Raw genomic sequence first — 24,294 nt, forward strand, 5'->3', positions numbered from 1 at the left:
CCCCGAACCGGCCGACCAGCAGGGCCACCGCAGACGGCGCGGTGCCCGCGGCGGGCGCCCCGTCAGCCTCGACGCGGCCGCCTACAAGGGCCGCAACGTCATCGAGCGCCAGTACGCGCACCTGAAGCAGTGGCGGGGCCTGGCGACCCGGTATGACAAGTACGCGATCATCTACAGGGCCGCTGTGGTCCTGAATGCTGTGATCGCATGGTCAAAACGATTGTCAGACATGCCCTACGGGCAGGGCACGCCCGGCCACGGCTTCGGAGCCCCGCTGCAGCCCGGCCAGACCGACGGCGTCGGCCGCTCGGTGGCGTCCATGATCCTCGGCATCATCTCCGTGGTGGGCGGGTTCACGTTCCTCCTCCCGCCGATCGTGGGCGTGGTCCTCGGCCACATCGGCCTCAGGCGCGAGCCCCACGGCCGCGGCATGGCGATCGCCGGCCTCGTGATGAACTACGTGTCCCTCGCCCTGCTGCTGCTCGCCGTCGTGTTCCTCGTGATCCTGGTGATCGCCGGGATCTCCCTGGGCGACTACACCTCGACCTGACCGGCCGGCTCAGCCGGCCAGCAGCAGCTCGAGGTGCGCGGCCAGGGCGAGCAGGGGCGCGGACGTGCCGGGCCGGCCGATGAGCTGGACGGACCAGTTCAGGCCCCGCTCGTCCCGGAGCACGGGCACCGCGACCGCGGGCAGGCCGAGCACGTTGACCATCGAGGTGTAGGGCGTGAACGCGCACTGCGCCTCGTAGTTGTCCTCGGGCTCCATCGCCAGGAAGTGGCCGACCGGCGGGGGCGCGGTGGCCAGCACCGGGGTCATCACCACGTCGACGGCGGCGAACTGCGCCCGCACCCCGCGCGCCCACTCCTCGAGCCGGTGGGCGGCGTCGTCGAGCTCGGCGCGCCCTGCGGCCCGGGCCGTGCGCAGGAAGTGCGCGGCCACCGCGCCCACGTGGGCCTCGGCGTCCTCCGGCAGCGGCGCCCGGAGCAGGCCGGCGGTCCACACCGTGCGGAAGTCCCGGTGGTAGTCCTCGCCGTAGTAGGGGGAGAGGTCCTCGACCGCGTGGCCGCCCGCGTCCAGGGCGGCGGCGGCCTTCGTCAGGGCGGTGACGGCGGGCCGGGCCAGGGAGATCTCGAGGTCGGAGGCGAAGGGCGAGGCCGTGGTGACGCCGATCCGGCGGGCGTCGACGGCGCCCCCGGCCCGGGCGGTCTCCACGGTGCGGCGCAGGTCCGGCAGCACCCGGCCGGGCAGACCCTCGGGGGAGAGCAGCACGTCGTAGAGCAGGGCGGCGTCCTCGACCGTGTGGGCCAGCGGGCCCGACACCGTGAGGTTGCGGACCGTGTCCGCGTGCTCGTCCATCGGCAGCTCCCCGCGGCCGGGCTTGAGGCCCACGAGCCCGCACGCCGCGGCGGGGATGCGGATGGACCCGCCCCCGTCCGAGCCCGGGGCGAACGGCAGGATCCCCGCGGCGACGGCGGCCGCGGCCCCGCCCGAGGAGCCTCCCGCGGTGCGGGTGGGGTCCAGGGGGTTGCGGGCCGGCGCCGTGACGAGGTTCTCCGAGTAGGAGTCCAGGCCGAACTCGGGCACGGTCGTCTTGCCGAGGGTGACGGTGCCGGCCGCGCGCAGGCGGAGCGCGAGCGGGTCGTCCTGCGCGGCCGGCGGCGCGTCGGCCAGCAGGGCGGAGCCGAACCGCGTGGGCATCCCGCGCACGTCGATCAGGTCCTTGTACGCCAGCGGAAGGCCGTGCAGGGAGGCGGGGGCGCCGTCGTCGTCCGGGGCGGGGGAGGTGCGCGGACCGGGCACGGCCCGGGGCGCGACGCGCGGGTGGGCCGCGTCCAGCTCGGCGGCACGGGCCCGGGCCCCCTCGGCGTCGAGGAGGGCGAACGCGCCGAGGTCCGCGTGGGTCTGGGCCGCGGCGAGGGCGGCCTCCGTGACCTCCCGGGCGCTCAGCTCCCCGGCGGCGAGGTCCTCCCGCAGGCGCACGGCCGAGCGGTCCAGGAGCCGGGCCGGGCCGGGGGCGGAGGGGGTGCGGTCGTCGTCGGCGGCGGGTGCGGCGTCGGAGGTCTGCATGCGGCCGAGCCTAACGGGCGTGGGCAGGGTCATGGACGGCGGGGCCTTCCTGGGACGTCCGGGCGGGTGGCTACGCTGAAGCCATGAGCGCCTTCGAGACCGTCGATGTGAACGAGATCCCCGCCGATGCGGCCATCCTGGACGTCCGCGAGGACGACGAGTGGGCCCTGGGCCGCGCCGCCGGCGCCCAGCACATCCCGCTGGGCCAGCTGCCGGACCGGCTCGAGGAGCTGGACCCGGACACGGACTACTACCTGATCTGCCGCACCGGCGGCCGCTCCGCCCGCGCCGCCGAGTTCATGACCGGCCGCGGCTACTCGGCCATCAACGTGGCCGGCGGCTCCGGCGCGTGGCTCGAGGCCGGCAAGCCGATGGAGGCCGACGGCGACGCCGAGCCCACCGTCAAGTGACGGGGACGGACTCCGCTGACGCGACGCCGTCGCGCCTGCGCTACGCCTTCCTCGGCCCGGCCGGCACCTTCACCGAGGCCGCCCTGCGGAAGGTGGCGGACCCGGCCGAGGCCGAGTTCGTGTCGGCGGGTTCCGTGCTGAGCGCCGTGGCGGCGCTGCGCAGGGGGGAGGTGGACCGCGCCGTCGTGCCCATCGAGAACTCGGTGGAGGGCGGCGTCTCCGCCACCGTGGACGAGATCGCCCTCGGGGAGACGCTGCAGATCCTCGCGGAGGTGCACGTGCCCATCAGCTTCGTGCTCGTGGGCCGGCCCGGCGTCGCGATCGAGGACGTGCGGCGCGTGACCACGCACCCCCACGCCTGGGCGCAGGTGCGCGGCTGGGCCGAGACGGCGCTGCCGGGCGTGGAGTTCACGCCCGCCCCGTCGACGGCGGCCGGGGCCGGCCTCGTGGCCCAGGGCGACTTCGACGCCGCCGTGTGCGCCCCGCTCGTGGCCGAGCAGACCGGGCTGCCGGTGCTCGCCGAGCGGATCGAGGACGTGCCGGGCGCCGTGACGCGCTTCGTGCTGCTCTCCCGGCCGACGGCTCTGCCCGCGCCCACGGGGGCGGACAAGACCACGCTGGTGGTGCCGCTGCCGGAGGACCGGCCCGGCGCCCTCGGACAGATCCTGGCCGAGTTCACCACGCGCGGGGTGAACCTCTCCCGCATCGAGTCCCGGCCGACCGGCGAGGGCATCGGGCGGTACTTCTTCTCCCTCGACCTCGAGGGGCACCTGGCGGAGGCCCGCGTGGGGGATGCGCTCGCGGCCCTGTACCGGGAGTACCCCGACCTGCGGTTCCTGGGCTCCTACGCCCAGGCCGAGCCCGTGCCCACGAGGGTGCCGGCCGAGTTCACCGACGCCGCGTATCGCTCCGGCCGCGCCTGGGTGGAGTCCCTCCGCTCCCGCTGAGGCGGTGCAGCACTTTCGTTCGGGAAACGGCGGCCCCCGGGCCACTTTCGTTCGGGAAACGGCGGCCCCCGAGGGACTTTCGTTGACGAAACGGGAGGTTCCTAGGCCCCTTTCGTGGCCGAAACGGGACGATCACCACGACGACGGGCCGTCGTCGTGCTTCCCGTCCGCGCGTCGCCCCGGCGCCCGTTTCCCGAACGAAAGCGCTGGGGAAGCCGCCGTTTCCCGAACGAAAGCGCTGGGGAAGCCGCCGTTTCCCGAACGAAAACGGTGGGGAAGCCGCCGTTTCCCGAACGAAAGCGGGGACGGGGGGTCAGATGTGCGGGGCCGGTTCCGGGACGGGGGCGGCGGCGGAGACGCCGTCGTCGCGGACGGAGGCGTCGTCCTCGGCCACGAGCATCACGACGAGCGAGTCCGGCCGCACCCGGGCGTCGAGGGCGGTGATGACCCCCGTGGCGTCGCCGTCGAGCTGGGAGGGCATCGGCTCGGCGAACTCGACCTTCACGCGCTGGGCCTGCTCCGTGTGCATCGCGGGGACGGAGCTGCGGTGCCGGGTCACGGTCTTCACGGCGATCCGCGCCCAGTCGAGCGCGTGCCGGGGCGAGAGGACCATGACGTCGAGGAGGCCGTCGTCGAGCTTGGCCTGGGGCAGCAGCTCGACGCCGCCCGTGAGCATCCCGCAGTTGGCCACCATCACGGTGCGCACCTTGAACCGGCGGGGCTGACCGCCGTCGAGGGCCACGGTCACCTCGTGCCGCTTGCCGCGCAGGTGCCGTATGCCGGCCTCGCTGTAGGCCAGCCAGCCGGCCAGATCCTTCAGCTCATCCTTGGTGTCGCCCATGATGTCCGCGTCGTAGCCGGCGCCACCGATCACGGTGAAGGTCTGCCGGGTGACGCGCCCGTCCTCGTGCGTGAAGCGGACGTCCACGGTGTCGATGCGTCGCTGCCGGCCCCCCACGGCGATCCGCAGGCATTGCTCGACGTCGTTGATCGGCAGGTCCAGGTTCCGGGCCAGCAGGTTCCCGGTGCCCAGCGGCACCACGCCGAGGGCGACGTCGGTGCCGGCCAGCTGCTCGGCCACGGTGCGGACCGTGCCGTCGCCGCCCGCGGCGATCACGAGCCGGGCGCCGGCGCCGAGGGCCTGCCGCGCCATCGCGGTGCCGGGATCGTCCTCCTGGGTCTCGAGCACGAGCACCTCGCCGAGGCCCTCCGCCTCCGCGAGCCGCTCGAGCTCGCGCCGCACCTGGCCCGCGTTCGTCTTGATGGGGTTCAGCACCAGCGCGACCTCGTGGCGGCCCGTGCCGATCCCGGGCACCTTCTCCAGCCGGCGCTGCACGCCGCCCACCCGCGCGTCGAGGGCGTCCACCCGGAGACGCATCCGCTTGTGCTGCACGCCGAGGCGGACCTGGCGCGCCGCCAGCACCACCACGACGACGACCAGCAGGGCCAGGAGCACCAGGGCGGCCAGCGCCATCCACCACTCGGGAGTCATGCCCCGAGTCTAGGCGTCGGCCCCGCCCGCTAGGCTGGCGCACGTGATCGACGTCAAGGACCTCATCGAGCAGCCCGAGAAGTACCGCGCCTCCCAGGAGGCCCGCGGGGAGGACGCGTCCCTCGTGGACCGCGTGGTCGAGGCGGACGCGTCCCGCCGCTCGTCCATCGCGGGCTTCGAGCAGCTGCGCGCGGAGCAGAAGGCCTTCGGCAAGCGCGTCGCCCAGGCGAAGGGCGAGGAGAAGCAGGCCCTGCTGGCCGAGGTGAAGGACCTGGCCGCGCGCGTGAAGGAGGCCGAGTCGGCCGCCGGCGCGGCCGAGGCCCGCCTCGCGGAGCTGCAGCGTGCCTTCCCGAACCTGATCGTCGACGGCGTCCCGGCCGGCGGCGAGGACGACTTCGTGGTCCTCAAGGAGGTCGGCACCCCGCGCGACTTCGCCGCCGAGGGCTTCGAGCCGCGCGACCACCTCGAGCTCGGCGAGCTGCTCGGGGCGATCGACATGGAGCGCGGCGCGAAGGTGTCCGGCGCCCGGTTCAGCTTCCTCACGGGCGTGGGCGCGCGTCTCGAGCTCGCCCTGATGCAGCTGGGCCTGGACCTGGCCCTGGAGAACGGCTTCGTGCCGGTCATCCCGCCCACCCTGGTGCGTCCGGAGACCATGCAGGGCACCGGCTTCGACGTCGAGCACGACGACGAGATCTACCGCCTCGAGCGCGACGACCTGTATCTGGTGGGCACCTCCGAGGTGGCCCTGGCCGGCTTCCACGCGGGCGAGATCATGGACGTGTCCGCCCCCGTCCGGTACGCGGGCTGGTCCACGTGCTACCGCCGCGAGGCGGGCTCGGCGGGCAAGGACACCCGCGGCATCATCCGCGTGCACCAGTTCAACAAGCTGGAGATGTTCATCTACGCCGCACAGGAGGACGCGGAGGCGGAGCACGCGCGCCTGCTGGCGTGGGAGGAACGGATGCTGGGCGCCATCGAGGTGCCGTACCGCGTGATCGACATCGCCGCCGGCGACCTCGGCCTCTCCGCCGCCCGCAAGTTCGACTGCGAGGCCTGGGTCCCCACGCAGGGCACCTATCGCGAGCTGACGTCCACCTCGAACTGCACCACGTTCCAGGCCCGCCGTCTCAACATCCGCGAGCGGGTCCGCACGGAGGACGGCTCCAAGGGCGGCACCCGCATGGTGGCCACGCTCAACGGCACCCTGGCCACCACCCGCTGGATCGTGGCGATCCTGGAGAACCACCAGAACGCGGACGGCTCGGTCACCGTGCCCGCCGCGCTGCGCCCCTACCTCGGCGGGATGGAGCGTTTCGAGCTGGTCTGAGCGGACGACGTCGTCCCCCGGCGGCGTCGGCCGCCTCGCCCGCCTGCCCTGCGGCGCCCTCGCCGTTCACCCGCGCGTCGCCGTCGTGTCCGGGCCGTGTGGTTGGGTGGGGGTCATGACGAAGAAGCTCGTGTGCCTGGACGTGGACGGAACGATCGTGGACCATGACGGCCATCTGCATGAGCCCGTGCGCGCGGCCGTGCGGGCCGTGCTGGACGCCGGGCATCACGTGGTCATCGCGACGGGCCGCTCCCGCGGGGCCACCCTGCCCGTGGCCCGCTCCCTGGGGATCGACGCCGGCTTCATGGTGTGCTCCAACGGCGGGGTCACGCTGCGCCTGGACCCCGAGCTGGAGGAGGGCTACGAGGTCACGGACCTGCGCACCTTCGACCCGCGCTCGGTGCTGACCCAGCTGCGCCACCGCCTGCCCAGCGCCAAGTACGCGCTCGAGCTGCCGGACGGCACCTTCCGATCCACCGAGCGGTTCCAGGACATGTCCTTCGGCGTGGCCGCGGAGGGCGTCACGTTCGAGGAGCTGATGGACACCACGGCCGTGCGCCTCGTGGTGTTCTCCACGGACTCCTCCGCCGAGGAGTTCGGCCGCGCGGTGGAGGGCCTCGGCCTGTCCGGCGTGACCTACTCCGTGGGCTGGACGGCGTGGCTCGACGTCGCCGCGGCGGGCGTGACCAAGGCGTCCGGGCTCGAGGCGCTGCGCACCGTGCTGAAGGTGGCCCCCGAGGACACCGTGGCCGTGGGCGACGGCCGCAACGACATCGAGATGCTCCGCTGGGCCGGCCGCGGCGTGGCCATGGGCCAGGCCGTGGAGGAGGTCGTGGCCGCCGCGGACGAGGTCACCGGGCACGTGGACGAGCACGGGCTCGCCACGGTGCTGCGCTCGCTCCTCGAGGAGCCGACCGCGGCCTGAGCGGCGCGACCGGCCCGAGCCGCCGGGTCAGCCCCCCGCCAGCGTGAGCAGGCGCGCGGCGGCGGGGCGGCAGGCGTGCTCCTCGTTCCAGTAGGAGCGCTGCACCGCCTGCGAGACGGCCTGCGCCGTGATCCCGAGCGCGGCGGCCGCCGGCTTCTGCTGGCCGCGCACCCCGGGCACCAGCAGGTCCAGCACCGCCCACTCGGCGTCGGTCCGGGACCACACGAGCTGCCCGACGAGTCGCAGCACGGCCTCGGCCTCGGCGGCCGCCTCCTCGTCCCGGCCGCGCACGGCCAACGGGATCCGCGCGGTGGACACGGCCGCCGCCTCCACGGCCCGCCGCGCCGCCGCGAGACCGGGCCCGCCGGCGTCGTGCAGGTCCCCGGAGGCGGGCGCGCCCGCCGCACCGTCCGCGTGCGTCACCGTCCCGACGCCGACCCCCACGTTCCAGCGGCGCTGCCGCAGGGCGCGCAGCGCCACGTCCACGGCGACGCGTGGGTCCTCGACGGCGCCGATCAGCTCATCGCCCACGGCGCGCTGGAACGGGAGCGCGACGGCGTCGCCCAGCCCCGGCACGTCCTGGAGGGCGCGCAGGAACGTGTCCACGCGGTCGCCGGCGTCGAGGGTGTCCCGCTGGTTGATGGTGAGCACGAACATGGTCGTCGATTCTGCCAGCCCGCAGACGACGCCGGCCGCCCACCCCGAGGGGTGAGCGGCCGGCGTCGCGCGCGTGAGCGGTGCGGGGGTCAGCGGCCCTGGGGCTCGTCGGTCTCCTCGCCCTTCTCGGTGGCCGGCTGCGCCTCCTCGGTGTCCACCTCGCGGCCCTGGGGCTCGTCGGTCGGGGACTCGTCGCCCTCGGCGTTGAAGCGCTGGATGGAGGCCTCGAGCTCGGCCTCGGCCGCCGCGCGGCCCTCCCAGCCCTCGGCCTTGACCCACTTGCCCGGTTCCAGGTCCTTGTAGCGGGTGAAGAAGTGCTCGATCTCCTGCTTGAGGGACTCCTCCACGTGCTCGAGCTCGGTGATGTGGTCGTAGCGCTTGTCCGCCGGGACGCACAGCAGCTTGGCGTCGCCGCCGCCGTCGTCGGTCATGTTGAACACGCCGATCGGGCGGGCCTCGACGACGCAGCCCGGCACCAGGTCGAAGCCCGGCAGGTACACGAGGGCGTCCAGCGGGTCGCCGTCCTCGCCGAGGGTGTTCTCGAAGTAGCCGTAGTGCGTGGGGTACTGCATGGAGGTGAAGAGCACGCGGTCCAGGCGCAGGCGGCCGGTCTCGTGGTCGAACTCGTACTTCACGCGGGAGCCCGCGGGGATCTCGATGGTGACGTCGTGCGCCATGACTCTCCTTCGCACAGAGGGTGGGGTGTCCGGGCGGCGCGGCGCCGACCGGCGGTGCTGCCGTCAGCCTACCGGGGGCGTCCGTCATGATGGACGCATGGGACAGGTGGACACGGGGCGCGCTGGGCGTCGGGATCGACGCACGGAACGCCCCCGGAGCCGCTCGCTCCCCGCCGCCCTTCTGGCCGCGTTCGCGGCCGTCCTGGTCGCCTGCGGGCCCGTGACCGCGCCGCCGGCCCCGTCGAGCGCGCCCGCCTCGTCGACGACCGCCGGGCCGACGTCGTCGTCCCCGTCCACCGGCCCCACCGCGGCCGAGGTGGCGGCCGCCGTCGAGCCGGGGCTGGCGGGGTCCCCGGGCACCGTCTCCGCTGAGTTCCGCGACCTGGCCACCGGTGAGGTGCTGTACGCGCGGGACGCGGACGAGCCCGTGGCCCCCGCGTCCTCGCTCAAGGTGCTCGCCGCCGCGGCCATCGTCTCCGCCCTGGGTCCTGAGACGACCCTGCAGACCACGGTGGTGGCCCAGCCCACCGCGGACGGCGCGGCCACCGAGCTGGTGCTCGTGGGCGGCGGCGACGTGCTGCTGGGCACGGGCGCCTCGGACTCGACGCACGTCTCCGGCCGCGCGGGCCTGCGCACCCTCGCGGAGCGGACCGTGGCCGGGCTGGTCGAGGACGGTGTCACCGGCCAGGTGGTGGTCAGCACGGACCTGCGGCTCTTCGCGGACCGCACGGCCCTGAACCCGCGCTGGACGTCGGACATCCCGGAGAGCGGCAACATCGCGCCGGTGCAGCCGTTGGCCACCTACGGCGGCCGTGAGGTCCCCGGCACCGGGGAGGACCGCATCGCGGCCCCGGCGCAGTTCGCCGCGCTCACCTTCCAGGCCGCGCTCGACGACGCGGTGGCCGCCTCCGGCGCCGACCTCGAGGTGGGTCTGCGGGACACGATCCCGGCCACCGAGGTGCCGCGCGCCACGGTCCTCGCCGCCGCCCCCGTCGCGGCCGTGGAGTCCGCGCCCGTGGGGGAGCAGGTCGCGTACCTGCTGGCCCACTCGGAGAACCAGGTGGCCGAGGCCCTGGCCCACACGGCCGCGCCCGCCGCCGAGCTGCCCGCCACCCACGAGGGCGCCACGCAGCTGCTGACGGCCACCGCCGAGGACCTCGGCGTGGACACCGCCGGGATGGCGCTCGTGGACTCCTCGGGCCTGTCCCCGGACAACCGCGTCAGCGCGGGCCAGCTGGCCGGCGTCGTGGCCGGGGTGGCCCGCACGCCCGCCCTGGGCACCGTGCTGGAGGGCCTGCCGCGGCCCGGCGAGGACTCCACCCTCGGCGACCGGTTCCCGGATGCCCCTGCGCGGCAGGCCGTGGCCGCGAAGACCGGCACGCTCGACCAGACGGTCTCCCTCACCGGCACCGTCACCACGACGTCCGGGCGGGTCCTCGCGTTCAGCATCATCTGCTCGGATCTGCAGTGGAAGCTGGAGCCCGCGCGCGCGGCGGTCGACGAGGCCGTCAGCGCCGTCGCCGGGCTCTGATCCGAGGTTCGGGGCCTGTGATCTGATGGAGCCCATGAGCGACGACCACGCGACCGACCGCCCCCGCGCCGCCGCGGACGCCGAGCCGGGCGCCCCCGCCGAGCCGGGCCCCGCCGTCGCCCACCCGGTGGACTGGGCCTTCGCAGCACGGACCGCCCGGTCCCTCGCCGCCGCCGGGCCCCGGTTCACGCCGCGCGAGGCGACGCGCGAGGCAGAAGGCCTGCGCGCCGCCGCGGAGGCCGCCGTGCCGCACGTCCACCGCCTGACCGGGCTCGAGGCGGCACGGGACCTGCGCGACTCGCAGGTGCTCGTGGTGGACCGCCCCACCTGGTCGCGCGCCGCCACCCAGTCCTTCGCCACGCTGCTGGACCCCACGTTCGCGCATCTGCGGGACACCCGGCCCCGCGAGCACGCCGCTGCCACCACCCGCGTCACCCGGCATGCCACCGCCCTGGAGATGGGCGGGATCCTCGCCTGGATGTCCGGGAGGATCCTCGGCCAGTACGACCCGTTCATCGCGCTGCCCGGCCCCGGGGGGACGGCGGGCGGCCCCGCCGGCGGACGCCTGCTGCTCGTGGCCCCGAACGTCGCGCAGGTGCGCGCGGAGATCAACGTGGACCCGGCGGACTTCCGCCTCTGGGTGTGCCTGCACGAGCAGACCCACCGCGTGCAGTTCGCGGCCGCGCCCTGGCTGCGCGAGCACCTGCGGGCCGAGATCACGGCGCTCACCGTCGGCCTGTTCGACAAGGCCGAGTCCCTGCCCGAGCGCCTGCGCACCGCGCTCGCGGCGGCGAACCCGCTGGGTCGGGAGGCCGACGCCGGCCGGACTGGGGCGCGGGACGGACACGACGCGCAGGACGCGGCCCCGGCCCGCCCCACGCCGGGCCTGCTCGGTGCGATCCAGGACGAGGAGGACCGGGAGCGCCTGTCCCGGCTGACGGCCGTGATGTCCCTGCTCGAGGGGCACGCGAACGTGGTGATGGACGGCGTCGACTCCTCCGTCGTGTCCTCCGTCAAGACCATCCGCCGCCGCTTCGACGAGCGCGGCGACCGCCGCTCGCCCCTGGACCGCATGCTCCGCCGCGTGCTGGGCATGGACGCGAAGATGGCCCAGTACCGCGACGGCCAGAGGTTCGTGGCCGCCGCCGTGGCCCAGCTCGGCATGGCCGGGTTCAACGTGGTCTGGGACGCCCCCGAGCTGCTGCCGAGCGAGGCCGAGCTCCACGCCCCCGAGACGTGGGTGGCGCGCATCCGTGCCCAGGCCTGAGGCGCGGGACCCGGGGCCGACGCCGGCGGGCGGGGCCGGCGGCCTGCCCGCGGTCGGCGCATGGCCGCCGCGCACCCGCTGGCCCGAGCCCCTGCACCGGGCCGTCGCGGCGGTGCGGGAGGCCCTCGCGGGCGACGGGTCCTGTCGCGCGGATGCCGGGCCGGGCCGGGCGGGGAATCGCCCCCGCGGGCTCGTCGCCCTCTCCGGCGGCGCCGACTCCCTCGCGCTCGCCGTGGCCTGCGCCGTCCTCGTGGGCACCCGGGACGGTGCGCGGCTCGGCCCGATCGGCGCGGCCGTGGTGGACCACGGGCTGCAGTCGGGCAGCGACGCGGTGGCAGCGGCCGCCGCCGACGTCGCCCGCATCCTCGGTCTGACCCCGGTCACCGTCACGCGGGTCGAGGTGGCCCGCACCGGCGACGGCCCCGAGGCCGACGCCCGGCGTGCCCGCCGGGAGGCCCTCGCCGCCGCCGCCCGGGACGCGGGGCAGGGGCGCGCCGCCGTCGTCCTCACCGCCCACACCGCCGACGACCAGGCGGAACAGGTCCTCCTCGGGCTCGCGCGCGGCTCCGGCACGCGGTCCCTCGCGGGGATCCCGGCGCGCGGGACGCTGCCGGGCGGGGCCGCCGTCGCCCGCCCGCTGCTGGGCCTGACCCGGGCGGACACCGAGACGATCTGCCGCTGGGCCGGGCTGACCTGGTTCGAGGACCCGCACAACCGCGATCCCGCGCTGCTGCGTTCGCGGGTCCGCACCCGCGTGCTGCCCGCACTCGAGGACCCCGACGCCGGCCTCGGCCCCGGCGTGCGGGCCGGGCTGGTGCGCACCGCGGCCATCGCGGCCGAGGACGCCGCGGCCCTCGAGGCATGGGCCGGCGCCGAGGTCACCCGGCTGCGCGTCGACCCGCCCGCCCGGGACCCGCGCGTCGTCTCCCTGGATCTGGACGCCCTGGCCGCGCTGCCCGCCGCCGTGCGCCACCGCGTGATCGCGCGCGCCGCCCGCGCCGCGGGAGGGCAGGCCCCGCCCCGCGAACGGATCCTCGCGGTGGACGCCCTCGTGACGGGCGCCCGCGCGGGGTGCACGTCGGCCGGTCCGGTGGAGCTGCCCGGCGGGGTGGCCGCGCATCGGGCGTGTGCCAGACTGGACCTCATCCCCTGCCTGCCCGGTCCCTGACTGCGGCCCGGCCCGGCATTCCCGCACGAGCACTCACCAGGAGCGGCGCATGGACGCACAGGATGTCCAGAACGATCTCACCCACGTCCTCATGTCCCGCGAGGACGTGCAGGACACGATCACGGACCTGGCCCGCCAGATCGACCGCGACTACGCGGACAAGGACCTGCTCATCGTCGCCGTGCTCAAGGGCGCCGTGATGGTGGTCGCCGACCTCACCCGCGCCCTGCACTCCCACGTGGAGCTGGACTTCATGGCGGTCTCCTCCTACGGCTCCGGCACCAAGTCCTCCGGCGTGGTGCGCATCCTCAAGGACCTCGACGCGGACCTCACGGGCCGGCACGTCCTGATCGTCGAGGACATCATCGACTCCGGCCTGACCCTGTCCTGGCTCAAGGCCAACCTGGAGTCCCGCGGCCCGGCCTCGGTCGAGATCTGCACCCTGCTGCGCAAGCCGGAGGCCATGAAGGTGGACATCGACGTGAAGTACGTCGGGCGGGACATCCCCAACGAGTTCGTGGTGGGCTACGGCCTGGACTACGCGGAGAAGTACCGCAACCTGGACTTCGTGGGCACGCTCGCCCCGCACGTGTACAGCTGACCGGGGGCCCGGCGTGGCCCGGCGTGGCCGACCTGTCACGCGTGGTGTCGCTCTGATGCCGGATCTCCGCCCCATTCCGACTCCTTGCGTGACAGGCCGCCGGCGTCCCCGAGGTGACGGCGCACCTCCACGATCACGCGCGTGAATCCGCGGCGAGCGTCGGAGGAGGACACGGTGATGTTCCGGTAGCCCCGTCGCTCGAAGGCCGCGTTGCGCTGCACGTCGCGGTCGATCTGGCGATCCGCGCCGTGGTGGCCGCCGTCGTAGTGCAGGGCCACTCTCGCCTGCGGATAGCCCAGGTCCGCCGTCGCGGGGTGGTGCAGGGAGAACTCCGGGTCCCAGACCTCGAGCTGCAGTGCGGGCTCGGGGAGCCCGGCGGCCGTCAGCGCGAGCCGGAGCCGCGTCTCCTTCGGCGAGTGCGCCCCCACCCGGACCAGCGTGGCGGCGGTGCGGAGCCGTCGTCGCCGGTTGTGCGCGGACGGGCTGGTCTCGGCCGCCTGGGTCAGGGCCGCCCGGGTCCGCTCGGCAGCGTCGGGACCGCCGGACAGTTCCGCCCGGCGGACGAGATGGTCGCCGAGGATGACGAGCTCGTCGTCGTCGAGCAGGGCCGCGAGGTCGACCCAGAGACGGGGCGGGGCGGTGACGTACCAGGCCAGACCGCCGATCCGCACGCGCTCCACGTCCGCGGGCGGGAGCGCCGTCCGGTGGGAGGTGACGCCGGGGAGGGCGAGGCGGCCACGGTCCCGCGGGCGGCTCACGTGGACCTCGTCCCCCGCGTCCAGTCGCTCCGGCAGCCAGATCTCACGGGCGCGGGCCGCGGTCTGGTGCGACACCACCGTGGTGGCGCGGTGCCGGGCGAGTCGCAGCAGGAGCTCGTGTTGGGTGGCCGAGAGCGGGGTGCTCCACCGGTAGGGGGAGGAGCCGGCCGCGGGGCGCTCGACGGCGGCCGGGGCGGCCTCACGCCGGCGGTAGAGGCCCCGGGCGAGGCGTTCGACGTCGGAGCGACGCAGCCGGTTGTGGTCGATGCCGGCGGCCCTCGCCTGCGCGGCGGTGAAGGGGCCGTCCAGCAAGGACGCGGGAAGCGGGGTGGGGCGACGCATGGTGCCAGCCTGGCGCGGTGGGGCGGGCGGCGTCCTGGGCCGCCGTCGGCCTGGGGAGGAGTTCGGGTGCGCGGGGGTCTGTGCAGGCGGGGACGCAGGGGCGTGGCCGCAGCGCCGGCGACCTGTCACGCGAGCGGTCGCTCTGAGGTGCGATCCACGCGCCATTCCGACCCCTCGCATTCCCGGTGGGTGCCAGGACGGTGCTGGCCGACGTCGGCGCCGGCTGACCGCCCGCGCCCTGTCCACCTGACGCGAACAGTCAGCGGACACCCGGGCGGGGCCGGTACCGTGGAGGCTTGACCCGGGCGCGACGTCGGCCCTGCGCCGGCCCCGGCTGCACGGCGGCCGCCCCGGGGAGCCCGGCCCCCGCGGCAGACCAGGAGACACTCGGACCGTGAAGAAGCTGTTCAACAAGCCCTACGTCTGGATCCTGCTGGGCCTGCTGGTCCTCGCCGTCGCGATCCCGCTGACCACGTCACAGAGCGGCCGCACCATGGTGGACACCAACGTGGGCATGGCCCTGCTGAAGGACGACAAGGCCGCGCAGGCCCGCGTGGTGGACGGGGACCAGCGCGTGGACCTCACCCTGCGTGAGCCCTACAAGCAGGACGATCGGGACCTCGGCAAGGAGGTCTACTTCTACTTCGCCAGCGCGCGCGCCACGGACGTGGTCACCGCGGTGGACGACTCGGCCCTGGACGGCTACACGGACGAGCCGGTGCGGAGCAACTGGTTCCTCTCGCTGCTCGGCTTCATGGTCCCGTTCCTGCTCATCGCCCTGCTGTTCTGGTTCCTGATGTCCCGCATGCAGGGCGGCGGCGGCAAGGTCATGCAGTTCGGCAAGTCCCGCGCCAAGCTGATCAACAAGGACAACCCGGACGTGCTGTTCAAGGACGTCGCGGGCGCGGACGAGGCCGTGGAGGAGCTCCAGGAGATCAAGGAGTTCCTCACCGTGCCGGACCGCTTCCGCGCCGTGGGCGCCAAGATCCCCAAGGGCGTGCTGCTCTACGGCCCGCCCGGCACGGGCAAGACCCTCCTGGCCAAGGCCGTGGCCGGTGAGGCCGGCGTGCCGTTCTACTCGATCTCCGGCTCGGACTTCGTGGAGATGTTCGTGGGCGTCGGCGCCTCGCGCGTGCGCGACCTCTTCGAGCAGGCCAAGTCCAACGCCCCCGCCATCATCTTCGTGGACGAGATCGACGCCGTCGGCCGGCACCGCGGCGCAGGCATCGGCGGCGGCAACGACGAGCGCGAGCAGACCCTGAACCAGATGCTCGTGGAGATGGACGGCTTCGACGCCTCCACGAACGTCATCATGATCGCCGCGACCAACCGCCCGGACGTCCTGGACCCGGCGCTGCTGCGCCCGGGCCGCTTCGACCGCCAGATCCCCGTGGACGCCCCGGACCTCGAGGGCCGCGCCAAGATCCTCGAGGTGCACGCGCAGGGCAAGCCGATCGCCCTGGACGTGGACCTGCGCTCCCTGGCCAAGCGCACCCCCGGCTACACGGGTGCGGACCTGGCCAACGTGATCAACGAGGCCGCGCTGCTCACGGCGCGCTCGAACAACAATGTGATCGACAACCACGCCCTGGACGAGGCCGTGGACCGCGTGATGGCCGGCCCGCAGAAGCGCACCCGCCTGATGAACGAGCACGAGCGCAAGGTCACCGCCTACCACGAGGGCGGCCACGCGCTCGTCGCGGCCGGGCTGCGCAACTCCGCCCCGGTCACCAAGATCACGATCCTGCCCCGCGGCCGCGCCCTGGGCTACACGATGGTGGTCCCGGAGGACGACAAGTACTCCGTCACCCGCAACGAGCTCCTGGACCAGCTCGCGTACGCGATGGGCGGGCGCGTGGCGGAGGAGATCGTGTTCAAGGACCCGTCCACGGGCGCCGCGAACGACATCCAGAAGGCCACGGACACGGCCCGCAAGATGGTCACCGAGTACGGCATGTCCGCCAAGGTGGGCGCCGTCAAGCTCGGCGGCGGCAGCTCCGAGCCCTTCGTGGGCGGCGCCGCCGGCGGCTCCTCCCGCGAGTACTCCGAGGAGCTGGCGTACCTGGTGGACGCCGAGGTCCGCACCCTGCTGGACCAGGCCCACGCCGAGGCCCACTGGGTGCTCACGGAGAACCGGGACGTCCTGGACCGGCTGGCCTACGAGCTGCTCGAGAAGGAGACGCTGACCCAGGAGGCCATCGCCGCCATCTTCGCGGACGTCCGCAAGCGGCCCGAGCGCGGCGTGTGGCTGGCCTCGGACGACCGGCTCCCGCAGGACATCCCGCCGGTCCTCTCCCCCTCCGAGCGCCGCTCGCGCCACGACGGCGGGGATCAGACCCCCGTCGGCGTCGAGGGCACCACGGTGCCGGTGCGTCCGGAGGGTGCCCCGCCGTCGTCGCTGGGCGGGGACGCGGCCGGCCCCGGCCTGCCGCCGCACGGCGGTCCGAGCAACACGCCGGGCCCCGGCGAGGGACCGACCTTTTGACCGCGCAGGAGGCCCGCATGACAGCCCACACCCCCGACGACGCCGTCCCCGGCACGTTCGACCCGGACTCGACCGCGGTCGACCGGCCGCGCATCGAGGCGGCGGTGCGGGAGATCCTGCTGGCGATCGGTGAGGACCCGGACCGCGAGGGCCTGACGGACACCCCGGCGCGGGTGGCCAAGGCGTACGCGGAGTTCTTCGCGGGCCTGCACCAGAGCCCGGACCAGGTGCTCGGTACCACGTTCGACATCGCGCACGAGGAGCTCGTGCTCGTGAAGGACATCCCGTTCTACTCGACGTGCGAGCACCACCTGGTGCCGTTCCACGGCGCCGCGCACATCGGCTACATCCCCTCCGCCGAGGGCCGCGTGACGGGGCTGTCCAAGCTGGCCCGCCTCGTGGAGCTGTACGCGCGGCGTCCGCAGGTCCAGGAGCGGCTGACCACGCAGGTGGTGGAGGCGCTCATGGAGCACCTGGCCCCGCGCGGGGCGATCGTGGTGGTCGAGGCCGAGCACATGTGCATGTCCATGCGCGGCGTGCGCAAGCCGGGCGCGAAGACCGTCACCTCGGCGGTGCGCGGCCAGCTGCGGGATCCGTCCACGCGCTCGGAGGCGATGAGCCTCATCATGCACGGCTGAGGACCACCGACGGCGGAGGAGGACACGTGGACGAGAGCATCGACGCGGCGGCGCGGGAGGCGAACCGCGCCCTGCTGGGGCGGCTGCCCGCGGACCGGACCCTGGTCATGGGCATCCTCAATGTCACCCCTGACTCGTTCTCGGACGGCGGGGAGCACGCCACCGTCCGCGCGGCCGTCGAGCACGCCCGACGCATGGTCGCGGACGGCGCGGACATCGTGGACGTGGGCGGCGAGTCTACCCGCCCCGGGGCCCGCGCCGTGCCGCCGGCCGAGGAGCAGGAACGCATCCTGCCCGTGATCGAGGCGCTGCTGGCCGAGGACGTCATCCTCTCCGTGGACACGCGCCACACCGCCACCGCCCGGGCCGCCCTGGCGCTGGGGCCGGTGATCGTCAACGACGTCTCCGGCCTCGCCCACGAGCCGGAGATGCCGGCGCTGATCGCCGCGTCGGGCGCGCCGTACATCCTCATGCACAACCGCGGGAACCCGCAGACCATGGACGGGCTGGCCGTCTACGAGGACACCGTCCCGGACGTCGTGTGCGAGCTGCGGGACGTGGCCGGCCGCTTCCTCGCCGCGGGCGTCGAACCCGCGCAGCTGATCGTCGACCCGGGCCTGGGCTTCGCGAAGGCCGGCGAGCAGAACTGGGAGCTGCTGCGCGGCCTCGAGTGGCTCCGCGCCATGGGCCACCCGGTGCTCGTCGCCGCTTCGCGCAAGCGGTTCCTGGGCACCCTGCTGGCGGACGACGACGGCACCCCGGCCCCGCCCGCCGCGCGCGACGCCGCCACCGCGGCGATCTCCGCCCTCGCCGCCGCCCAGGGCGCGTGGGGCGTGCGCGTGCACGACGTGCGCGCCAGCGCCGACGCCGTCCGCACGGCCGCGGCCTGGGTCGGGGCGCACGCCCCGGGTGAGCCCGTCTCCGAGGACGTGCTGCCGTGAGTGCCCGGGACCGCATCCGCCTGACCGGGCTGTCCGCCGTCGGGCACCACGGGGTCTTCGACCACGAGCGCCGGGACGGGCAGCCGTTCGTCACCGACGTCGTCCTCCACCTCGACGCCGGCCCCGCCGCGGCCGGCGACGACCTCGCCCGCACCGCCAACTACGCCGAGGTCGCGGACACGGTGGTCCGCCTGGTCACCGGGGAGCCGGTGGACCTGATCGAGACCCTCGCCGACCGGATCGCCCGCGCCGTCCTCGCCGAGCAGCCCGTGGTGGCCGCCGTCGAGGTCACCGTGCACAAGCCGCAGGCGCCCATCCCGCACGACTTCGCGGACGCCGCCGTCACCGTGCACCGCACCCGGGAGGACCTCGCGTGAGCACCGTCGACTGGTCACACCCGGCCGAGGGCCCCGCGCCCGTCCCGGAGCTGGGCGCCCGTCCGGACGCGCCCGTCCCGGCCGTGCTGGCCCTCGGCGCCAACCTGCGCGAGCCCGCGCAGACGCTCGACGCCGCCGTCGCCGCCCTGTCCGCGCTGCCGCACATCACGGACGTCCGGGCCTCGCCCCGGGCCGTCACCACACCCGTGGGCGGGCCGCCGGGCCAGCCCGACTACCTCAACCAGGTGGTCACGCTGCGCACGGACCTCGCGCCGTGGGAGCTGCTCGCGGTGGCGCACCGGCTCGAGCAGGACCACCATCGGCGGCGTGAGGTCCGCTGGGGCGCGCGCACCCTGGACGTGGACGTGATCGCCTACGGAGACGTGCGCAGCGACCACCCGGACCTCACCCTGCCGCACCCCCGCGCGGCCGAGCGGGCCTTCGTGCTGCTGCCGTGGCTGTGGCTCGACGCGGACGCCACGCTCGCCGGCACGCCCGTCGCCGACCTCGCCGCCGTCGCCGCGGACGCCCCCGGGGTGCGCCGTCAGGAGCCCGAGCGGCACCGGCTGCTGGCCGGCACCGACGACGTCGCCCCGCTCCGCCCGGCACGCCCGGACGCCCTCGGGAGGGAGGCCACGTGATCGCGCTGCGCTCCGGGTGGACCCTGCTCGTGGTGCTGATGGCCGCCGTGCTCGGCTGGCTGGCCGGGCTCGCCGCGCCGTCCCTGGGCTGGCCGGCGCCCGTGGTGGGCCGCGGCGGCCTGATCACCGTGGCCGCGGTCTCCGTGCTGTGCCTCGCGCTGGGCTGGCGGGTGCGCCGCGACCGGGAGAAGCCCGCCGCCGCGCGGATGGACCCGCTCGCCGCGGCCCGCACCCTCGTGCTCGGCCAGGCCTCCGGCTTCGCGGGAGCGGCCCTCGGCGGGTGGCACGCCGGGGTGGCGGTGCAGGTGCTGCTGCGGGCCGGCGTGGAGGCACCGACCGTGCGGGAGGCCGCCCTGCAGGCCGTCGGCGGTCTCGTCCTGCTGGTGGTGGGGCTGATCGTCGAACGGTGGTGCCGGATCCCGCCTGAGGAGGATGCGCCCGAGGGCGGTCGTGGGCAGGATGGGTCCCCGGGCCGACCGGCCCGTCCCGAGACGGAAGGAGGGTATGCCCGTGCCCGGCATTGACCTGAGCGGCGTGGCCTTCACGCCGGCCTCGCCGCGGCTGGCGACGGTGAAGCTCATCGCCACGACCATCGGCCACCTGATCTGGCTCGCCGCGTTCTCCGTGCCGCTGATCCTCAAGCTCACCGGCCCGTGGGCGGGGATGGCCGCGTGGGTCGCGTGGGGGCTGCCGGCCGTCGTCGTCGTGTCCTGGATCGTGGACCTGATCCTGATCCCGCGGCGCGTGCGCGCGATGGGCTGGGCCGAGCGCGAGGACGACGTCCTGTGGCGCGAGGGCATCCTGTTCCGCAGCGTGCACGCGGTGCCGTACGGCCGCCTGCAGTACGTGGACGTCTCGGACGGTCCGCTGCTGCGCCGGGTCGGGCTGCAGACCCTCACCCTGAAGACCGCCGCCGCGGGCGGGGACGTCACCCTGGAGGGCGTGCCCCGCGAGAGGGCCGAGGAGCTGCGCGAAGTCCTCATGGCGCGCGGCCAGGCGCGGCTGGCGGGCCTGTGAGCGCGGCCGCCCCGCCCCCCGCCGACGACGCCGGCTGGGTCCGCGTCCACCCCGCCTCGCCCTGGGTGCGGGGCTGGACCTTCCTGCTGCTGATCCTGTTCTTCGCGGGCCGCAACGCGGTGGAGGACTTCGCGGCGGGCCGGCTCAGCGGGGAGGACGCCCCGGGCGGCGGCGACGGCAGCCTGCTCGTGGCCGGCGGCATCCTGCTGGGGGTCACCCTGCTGATCAGCCTCGTGTTCTTCTTCTCCTGGTGGTTCACCCGGTTCCGCTGTGGGGAGGATCGGATCGAGCTGCGCCAGGGCTGGCTCTTCCGCAGCCGGCGGCAGATGCGCTACGACCGCATACAGGCGGTGGACCTGCAGCACCCCCTCGTGGCCCGGCTGCTCGGGCTGGCCACGGTGAAGGTCGAGGCGGCCGACGGCGGCGAGTCCGCGCTCGAGCTGTCCTTCCTGCGCCGCGCCGAGGCCGAAGCGGTGCGCCGGGAGATCCTGGACCGCGCGTCGGGGGTGCTCGGGGGAGCCGGGGCGGACGCGTCCGCCCCGGAGCGCGCGGCCGAGCCCGGCCTCGCCGACGCCGATCCCGACGCCGTGGACGCGGACGCCGGCGAACTCCTGCTGCAGGTGCCCGCGGGGCGGCTCCTCGGCTCCGTCCTGCTCTCCGGAGGCGTGCTGGGGGTGCTGGCCGGGTCCCTGATCTGGCTGGGCGGTCTCGCCCTCGTGGTCGCGCTGCTGCCCGAGGCGGTGCTGGACGAGGGGGAGACCCTGACCGGGATCGGCGCGGCCGCGTCCCTGCCCGCCCTGTTCTCCGTGGCCGGCGTCGCGTGGTCCCGGTTGAACGCCGGCTGGGGTTTCCAGGTGCGCCGCTCCACCGACGGGCTGCGACTGCGGCACGGGCTCACCGAGACCACCCACCAGACCGTCCCGCCGGGGCGGGTGCAGGGGGTGACCGTCTCCCAGCCCCTGTTCTGGCGGCCCTTCGGCTGGTATCGGGTGAACATGGCGGTGGCCGGGTACCTGCAGGAGTCCGACGGCGCCCGGGACGTCGCGCTGCCCGTCGGCCCGTGGGAGGACGTGCTCCGCGTCCTCACGGTCGTGGCCCCGGACCCGGGCCTGGACGGCGATCCGCGCGCCGCGCAGGGGCTGACCCCCGCCGGGCTCATGCACCTCGGCGTGCACGGCACCGGCACGGAGGGCGGCTTCCAGCACGTGCCGCGGCGCGGCAGGTGGTGGTTCAACTGGTTCGCCTGGCGGCGGACCGGCTTCACGACGACGCGGTCCCTGCTGGTGGTGCGCAGCGGCTGGTTGAACCGCCGGCTGCAGACCCTCCAGCACGAGCGCATGCAGGCGGCCGAGCTGGCGCAGGGCCCGGTGCAGCGACGCCTGGGCCTGGCCACGGTGCGCGTGTGGGTCGCGGGGGCGAACGCCGTGGTCCGCGACCTCGACGAGGACGTGGCCGTGGACCTGTACGCCCGGGAGGCCCGGCACGCGGCCGTCTCGCGTCGCCTCGCCGACCGCGACCAGTGGATGCGCCCCGAGGAGCTGGCCCGCTTCGAGCAGCGCACGCGCGAGGTCGCGGCCACCGAGGTGGGCCGCCGCGAACTGGCCCGGGCCGGCGTCGTCGGCGGCGCCGTCGTCGGGGAGGAGAGCGGGGCGCACGTCCCCGCCGTGCGCGGCGAGGAGGAGCGATGACCGGCGGACTCGACCTGAGCCTGGACCCGCATGACCCGGCGCAGCGGCCCGGGCGGCTGGGCGTCGGCGTGGTGAGCGCGGGTCGAGTGGGGGCCGTGCTGGGCTCGGCGCTGCGGGCTGCGGGCCACACGATCACGGGCGTGCACGCCGTCTCCGAGGCCTCGCGGGACCGCGCGGAGATGCTCCTGCCGGGCGTGCCCGTCCTGGAGATCCCCGAGATCCTGCGCCGCTCCGAGATGGTCGTCTTCGCCGTCCCGGACGACGCGCTGGGCGAGCTCGTGGCCGGCCTGGCCGCCGCGGGCCACGTGCAGACCGGCCACCTGCTCGTGCACACCTCCGGCCGCTACGGGGTGGGGGTGATGGAGCCGGTGCGCGCGCACGGGGCGATCCCCCTGGCGATCCACCCGGCCATGACGTTCACGGGGCTGAGCCTCGACGTCGCCCGGCTGCAGGACTGCGTGTTCGGCGTGACCGCGGACCCCGTGGTGCTGCCCGTGGCCCAGGCGCTCGTGGTGGAGATGGGCGGCGAGCCCGTGGTCGTGAAGGAGGCCGACCGGGCGGCCTACCACCTGGCGCTGTCCCACGGGTCGAACCACCTGGTGACGCTGACGGCGCAGGCCCGTCAGATCCTCGAGACGATCGGGGTGGCCGACCCGGAGCGGGTGCTGCGCTCGCTCATGACCGCCGCGCTGGAGAACGCGCTCACCGACGGCGACGGCGCCCTCACCGGCCCCGTGGCCCGCGGCGACGTCGACACGCTGCGGACCCACCGTGAGACCCTCGGCGAGCTCGAGGCCGGGGGACTGTCGGCGGACGTGCGGGCCGTGTGGGAGACCCTCGCCCGCGCGACGACCGACCGCGCCGAGACCCGCGGCGCCCTGCGCGCGGACACGGCGGCGCGGCTGCGCGAGGTCCTCGACGACTCCGACGACCCCCACGACGACTGATCGACCCCCGCCGCCCCCGCTTTCGTTCGGGAAACGGCGGGTCCCGGGCCGTTTTCGTTCGGGAAACGGCGGGCCCCGAGCCGTTTTCGTTCGGGAAACGGCGGGTCCGGCGGCGTTCGCGTCGCTGGGACGAGACCCCGGGACCGCGCCCCGGCCGTCAGAGGCGCCCGTCGCGGATCGCGGCGACGACGCCGTCTGCCGCGTCCTCGATCTGCCGGTACATCTCCTCGAACTGCGGCCGCGGATACCCGTACGGATCGGGGACCTCGCGCACCCCGGCGCGGTCCGCATCCGACGCGAACTCGCCCATCAGGTGGATCCGGTCCCGCTGCTCGTCCGTGGTCGCGAGCCGCCGCGCGTCGGCGAGGTTGGCCTCGTCCATCACCAGGATCAGGTCGGCGTCGTCCACGAGGTCGGCGGACAGCTGCACCCCCACCGTCGGGAACTCGTAGCCCAGTTCCCCGCCGACCTCGCGGGTGAGGTGATGCGGCCGGGCGCCCACGTGCTCGTCGGACGTGCCGGCGGAGGTGACCTCGACGTCGTCGAGACCGGCCTCCGCGAGCTTGCGGTTCAGCACGGCCTCGGCGGCGGGCGAGCGGCAGATGTTCCCCAGGCAGACGGTCATGATGCGCATGGGGCCAGTGTCTCAAGTCCGGGCGGGGGCGGCGGACGACGACGGTCCGCACGCTCGCCTCGTCGCTGGCGGCGCGACGTCGGTTGCGTCCACGAGTGCTCCCGCTGGGGGATCAGAGGCCTCCGGCGGTCCGTCCCCCGGCTCCTCGCCGTTTCTCGAACGAAAGCGCTGCGACACGCCGCCGTTTCTCGAACGAAAGCGCGGCCGGCGCCGCCCGTTCCGGCGACGGCGGCACCGGACGCGCCTGGCAGGATGGAGGCCATGACCGACCAGCCCGAGATGAGCCCCCTGACCGAGCCCGAGCGGGAGTGGGTACGCGTCCGCCGCGACTTCGCCGCGCAGGAGGGCGTGGACCACCTGGACCTGGACGCGGTCGCCGCCTACTACGACGCCGTGCTGGCCCGCTCGCAGGCCGAAGCCGAGGAGCTGGACCCCGAGGAGCTGGCGGTGCTGCTGGACGTCGTCGCGGTGCTGCTCGGCGAGCACCTGGGCGCGCGCCACGGCATGCAGTGGGTGACGGTCGCGGACGAGGAGGGGCCCGCCCTCGCGCTGCGGGATACCCTCTCGGACGCCGTCGTCTTCCCGCAGCCGGTGGTCGGCCAGAGCTGGAACCATCAGGCCACGGGGGAGTGGATGGGCGAGTACGTCGACTGGCTCGGCGAGCAGCTCCAGCAGATCCGGGCCGACGCCGGCACGCGGCCCGGCGCCTGAGGCGCGGCGGGCACCGGGGCGGCCCGCCGTCAAGGCCGCCACCCC

Annotated in this window: 25 protein-coding genes; 19 read left to right on the forward strand and 6 right to left on the reverse strand. The window is 75.1% G+C overall.

Annotated elements, in window-relative coordinates; all coding sequences use genetic code 11:
- The coding region (locus KVS67_RS14015; RefSeq protein ID WP_254629236.1) for a DUF4190 domain-containing protein at positions 1-550 on the forward strand (550 nt) is incomplete at its 5' end.
- Between the two features lie 9 nt (positions 551-559).
- Here the strand turns inward: KVS67_RS14015 and KVS67_RS05425 are convergent.
- Positions 560-2,068 (reverse strand): amidase, encoded by a 1,509-nt coding sequence (locus KVS67_RS05425; RefSeq protein ID WP_217565039.1) that lies wholly within the window; start codon positions 2,066-2,068, stop codon positions 560-562.
- Positions 2,069-2,151: 83 nt separating this feature from the next.
- Here KVS67_RS05425 and KVS67_RS05430 point away from each other — a divergent pair, with 83 nt between their 5' ends.
- Together KVS67_RS05430 and pheA are read left to right on the forward strand one after the other, a co-directional pair.
- Entirely contained in the window at positions 2,152-2,478 is a 327-nt protein-coding gene (locus tag KVS67_RS05430) for a rhodanese-like domain-containing protein (RefSeq protein WP_010079684.1), read from the forward strand.
- Positions 2,475-3,425 (forward strand): prephenate dehydratase, encoded by a 951-nt coding sequence (pheA, locus tag KVS67_RS05435; protein WP_020625278.1) that lies wholly within the window; start codon positions 2,475-2,477, stop codon positions 3,423-3,425. The genes KVS67_RS05430 and pheA overlap by 4 nt, the downstream gene beginning before the upstream one ends.
- A 313-nt stretch (positions 3,426-3,738) precedes the next feature.
- Here pheA and KVS67_RS05440 read toward each other — a convergent pair whose 3' ends face one another.
- Positions 3,739-4,917, reverse strand: a complete 1,179-nt coding sequence (locus KVS67_RS05440; RefSeq protein WP_122054846.1) for a diacylglycerol kinase family protein — start codon at positions 4,915-4,917, stop codon at positions 3,739-3,741.
- Positions 4,918-4,960: 43 nt separating this feature from the next.
- Between KVS67_RS05440 and serS the strand changes: the two genes are divergently transcribed.
- On the forward strand, positions 4,961-6,244 hold the full coding sequence (serS, locus tag KVS67_RS05445) for a serine--tRNA ligase (RefSeq protein ID WP_036337171.1): 1,284 nt from the start codon (positions 4,961-4,963) through the stop codon (positions 6,242-6,244).
- Positions 6,245-6,359: 115 nt separating this feature from the next.
- Positions 6,360-7,169 (forward strand): HAD family hydrolase, encoded by an 810-nt coding sequence (locus KVS67_RS05450; RefSeq protein ID WP_036337172.1) that lies wholly within the window; start codon positions 6,360-6,362, stop codon positions 7,167-7,169.
- A gap of 27 nt (positions 7,170-7,196) precedes the next feature.
- Here KVS67_RS05450 and KVS67_RS05455 read toward each other — a convergent pair whose 3' ends face one another.
- Positions 7,197-7,826 (reverse strand): hypothetical protein, encoded by a 630-nt coding sequence (locus tag KVS67_RS05455; RefSeq protein ID WP_002858258.1) that lies wholly within the window; start codon positions 7,824-7,826, stop codon positions 7,197-7,199.
- An 89-nt stretch (positions 7,827-7,915) separates the two neighbouring features.
- Complete coding sequence (locus KVS67_RS05460; protein WP_002858260.1) at positions 7,916-8,503, reverse strand: inorganic diphosphatase; 588 nt, start codon at positions 8,501-8,503, stop codon at positions 7,916-7,918.
- 220 nt (positions 8,504-8,723) lie between these two features.
- On the opposite strand from KVS67_RS05460, the gene dacB reads away from it, so the two are divergent.
- From dacB to hpt, 4 genes are read left to right on the forward strand one after another with little or no spacing between them, the layout of a single operon-like run.
- Positions 8,724-10,034 carry a D-alanyl-D-alanine carboxypeptidase/D-alanyl-D-alanine-endopeptidase gene (gene dacB, locus KVS67_RS05465; protein ID WP_336627747.1) on the forward strand — a complete coding sequence of 437 codons (1,311 nt, stop codon included), beginning with the start codon at positions 8,724-8,726 and terminating at the stop codon, positions 10,032-10,034.
- Between the two features lie 34 nt (positions 10,035-10,068).
- A complete protein-coding gene (locus KVS67_RS05470) occupies positions 10,069-11,301 on the forward strand; it encodes a zinc-dependent metalloprotease (RefSeq protein ID WP_069941983.1) in 1,233 nt (410 codons plus the stop codon).
- A complete protein-coding gene (gene tilS, locus KVS67_RS05475) occupies positions 11,288-12,469 on the forward strand; it encodes a tRNA lysidine(34) synthetase TilS (protein ID WP_102708240.1) in 1,182 nt (393 codons plus the stop codon). The genes KVS67_RS05470 and tilS overlap by 14 nt, the downstream gene beginning before the upstream one ends.
- A gap of 49 nt (positions 12,470-12,518) precedes the next feature.
- The gene (hpt, locus tag KVS67_RS05480; RefSeq protein WP_002858265.1) at positions 12,519-13,070 is read left to right on the forward strand and encodes a hypoxanthine phosphoribosyltransferase; all 552 of its coding nucleotides are present in this window, start codon (positions 12,519-12,521) and stop codon (positions 13,068-13,070) included.
- Between the two features lie 35 nt (positions 13,071-13,105).
- Here the strand turns inward: hpt and KVS67_RS05485 are convergent, their stop codons facing one another.
- Positions 13,106-14,170: a type IV toxin-antitoxin system AbiEi family antitoxin domain-containing protein gene (locus tag KVS67_RS05485; RefSeq protein WP_036316222.1), complete on the reverse strand. Its 1,065-nt coding sequence runs from the start codon at positions 14,168-14,170 to the stop codon at positions 13,106-13,108.
- A gap of 394 nt (positions 14,171-14,564) precedes the next feature.
- On the opposite strand from KVS67_RS05485, the gene ftsH reads away from it, so the two are divergent.
- The 9 genes from ftsH to KVS67_RS05530 are packed head-to-tail and all read left to right on the forward strand — an operon-like array spanning position 14,565 to position 22,904.
- On the forward strand, positions 14,565-16,655 hold the full coding sequence (gene ftsH, locus KVS67_RS05490) for an ATP-dependent zinc metalloprotease FtsH (RefSeq protein WP_166437731.1): 2,091 nt from the start codon (positions 14,565-14,567) through the stop codon (positions 16,653-16,655).
- A gap of 17 nt (positions 16,656-16,672) precedes the next feature.
- Positions 16,673-17,293, forward strand: coding sequence for a GTP cyclohydrolase I FolE (folE, locus tag KVS67_RS05495; RefSeq protein WP_002858272.1), 621 nt, complete (start codon positions 16,673-16,675; stop codon positions 17,291-17,293).
- Between the two features lie 26 nt (positions 17,294-17,319).
- Positions 17,320-18,234 (forward strand): dihydropteroate synthase, encoded by a 915-nt coding sequence (gene folP, locus KVS67_RS05500; RefSeq protein WP_002858273.1) that lies wholly within the window; start codon positions 17,320-17,322, stop codon positions 18,232-18,234.
- Complete coding sequence (gene folB / locus KVS67_RS05505) at positions 18,231-18,611, forward strand: dihydroneopterin aldolase (protein WP_002858274.1); 381 nt, start codon at positions 18,231-18,233, stop codon at positions 18,609-18,611. The genes folP and folB overlap by 4 nt, the downstream gene beginning before the upstream one ends.
- Positions 18,608-19,252 carry a 2-amino-4-hydroxy-6-hydroxymethyldihydropteridine diphosphokinase gene (gene folK, locus KVS67_RS05510; RefSeq protein ID WP_166437730.1) on the forward strand — a complete coding sequence of 215 codons (645 nt, stop codon included), beginning with the start codon at positions 18,608-18,610 and terminating at the stop codon, positions 19,250-19,252. Before folB ends, folK begins: the two co-directional genes overlap by 4 nt.
- Positions 19,249-19,776: a DUF3180 domain-containing protein gene (locus KVS67_RS05515; protein WP_060974197.1), complete on the forward strand. Its 528-nt coding sequence runs from the start codon at positions 19,249-19,251 to the stop codon at positions 19,774-19,776. Before folK ends, KVS67_RS05515 begins: the two co-directional genes overlap by 4 nt.
- Entirely contained in the window at positions 19,757-20,269 is a 513-nt protein-coding gene (locus KVS67_RS05520) for a PH domain-containing protein (RefSeq protein ID WP_020625296.1), read from the forward strand. Before KVS67_RS05515 ends, KVS67_RS05520 begins: the two co-directional genes overlap by 20 nt.
- Positions 20,266-21,957 carry a PH domain-containing protein gene (locus KVS67_RS05525; protein WP_020625297.1) on the forward strand — a complete coding sequence of 564 codons (1,692 nt, stop codon included), beginning with the start codon at positions 20,266-20,268 and terminating at the stop codon, positions 21,955-21,957. Before KVS67_RS05520 ends, KVS67_RS05525 begins: the two co-directional genes overlap by 4 nt.
- Positions 21,954-22,904: a Rossmann-like and DUF2520 domain-containing protein gene (locus KVS67_RS05530; protein WP_020625298.1), complete on the forward strand. Its 951-nt coding sequence runs from the start codon at positions 21,954-21,956 to the stop codon at positions 22,902-22,904. Before KVS67_RS05525 ends, KVS67_RS05530 begins: the two co-directional genes overlap by 4 nt.
- Before the next feature lie 157 nt (positions 22,905-23,061).
- Here the strand turns inward: KVS67_RS05530 and KVS67_RS05535 are convergent, their stop codons facing one another.
- Positions 23,062-23,538, reverse strand: coding sequence for a low molecular weight protein-tyrosine-phosphatase (locus KVS67_RS05535; RefSeq protein ID WP_020625299.1), 477 nt, complete (start codon positions 23,536-23,538; stop codon positions 23,062-23,064).
- A gap of 261 nt (positions 23,539-23,799) precedes the next feature.
- Here KVS67_RS05535 and KVS67_RS05540 point away from each other — a divergent pair, with 261 nt between their 5' ends.
- Positions 23,800-24,249: a DUF3806 domain-containing protein gene (locus KVS67_RS05540; RefSeq protein WP_020625300.1), complete on the forward strand. Its 450-nt coding sequence runs from the start codon at positions 23,800-23,802 to the stop codon at positions 24,247-24,249.
- Positions 24,250-24,294 lie beyond the last annotated feature (45 nt).

This window comes from Micrococcus sp. GbtcB5 (genome assembly GCF_019091605.1).
In the GTDB taxonomy this organism is placed as follows: domain Bacteria; phylum Actinomycetota; class Actinomycetes; order Actinomycetales; family Micrococcaceae; genus Micrococcus; species Micrococcus luteus.

Excerpts from the sequence above, each read along its gene's own strand:
- KVS67_RS05455 (WP_002858258.1), bottom strand. The coding sequence starts at position 7,826 with ATGTTCGTGCTCACCATCAACCAGCGGGACACCCTCGACGCCGGCGAC.
- KVS67_RS05485 (WP_036316222.1), bottom strand. The coding sequence starts at position 14,170 with ATGCGTCGCCCCACCCCGCTTCCCGCGTCCTTGCTGGACGGCCCCTTC.
- KVS67_RS05535 (WP_020625299.1), bottom strand. The coding sequence starts at position 23,538 with ATGCGCATCATGACCGTCTGCCTGGGGAACATCTGCCGCTCGCCCGCC.
- KVS67_RS05540 (WP_020625300.1), top strand. The coding sequence starts at position 23,800 with ATGACCGACCAGCCCGAGATGAGCCCCCTGACCGAGCCCGAGCGGGAG.
- KVS67_RS05520 (WP_020625296.1), top strand. The coding sequence starts at position 19,757 with ATGCCCGTGCCCGGCATTGACCTGAGCGGCGTGGCCTTCACGCCGGCC.
- hpt (WP_002858265.1), top strand. The coding sequence starts at position 12,519 with ATGGACGCACAGGATGTCCAGAACGATCTCACCCACGTCCTCATGTCC.
- KVS67_RS05430 (WP_010079684.1), top strand. The coding sequence starts at position 2,152 with ATGAGCGCCTTCGAGACCGTCGATGTGAACGAGATCCCCGCCGATGCG.
- KVS67_RS05450 (WP_036337172.1), top strand. The coding sequence starts at position 6,360 with ATGACGAAGAAGCTCGTGTGCCTGGACGTGGACGGAACGATCGTGGAC.
- KVS67_RS05460 (WP_002858260.1), bottom strand. The coding sequence starts at position 8,503 with ATGGCGCACGACGTCACCATCGAGATCCCCGCGGGCTCCCGCGTGAAG.
- folE (WP_002858272.1), top strand. The coding sequence starts at position 16,673 with ATGACAGCCCACACCCCCGACGACGCCGTCCCCGGCACGTTCGACCCG.
- KVS67_RS05470 (WP_069941983.1), top strand. The coding sequence starts at position 10,069 with ATGAGCGACGACCACGCGACCGACCGCCCCCGCGCCGCCGCGGACGCC.
- KVS67_RS05440 (WP_122054846.1), bottom strand. The coding sequence starts at position 4,917 with ATGACTCCCGAGTGGTGGATGGCGCTGGCCGCCCTGGTGCTCCTGGCC.
- KVS67_RS05425 (WP_217565039.1), bottom strand. The coding sequence starts at position 2,068 with ATGCAGACCTCCGACGCCGCACCCGCCGCCGACGACGACCGCACCCCC.
- KVS67_RS05530 (WP_020625298.1), top strand. The coding sequence starts at position 21,954 with ATGACCGGCGGACTCGACCTGAGCCTGGACCCGCATGACCCGGCGCAG.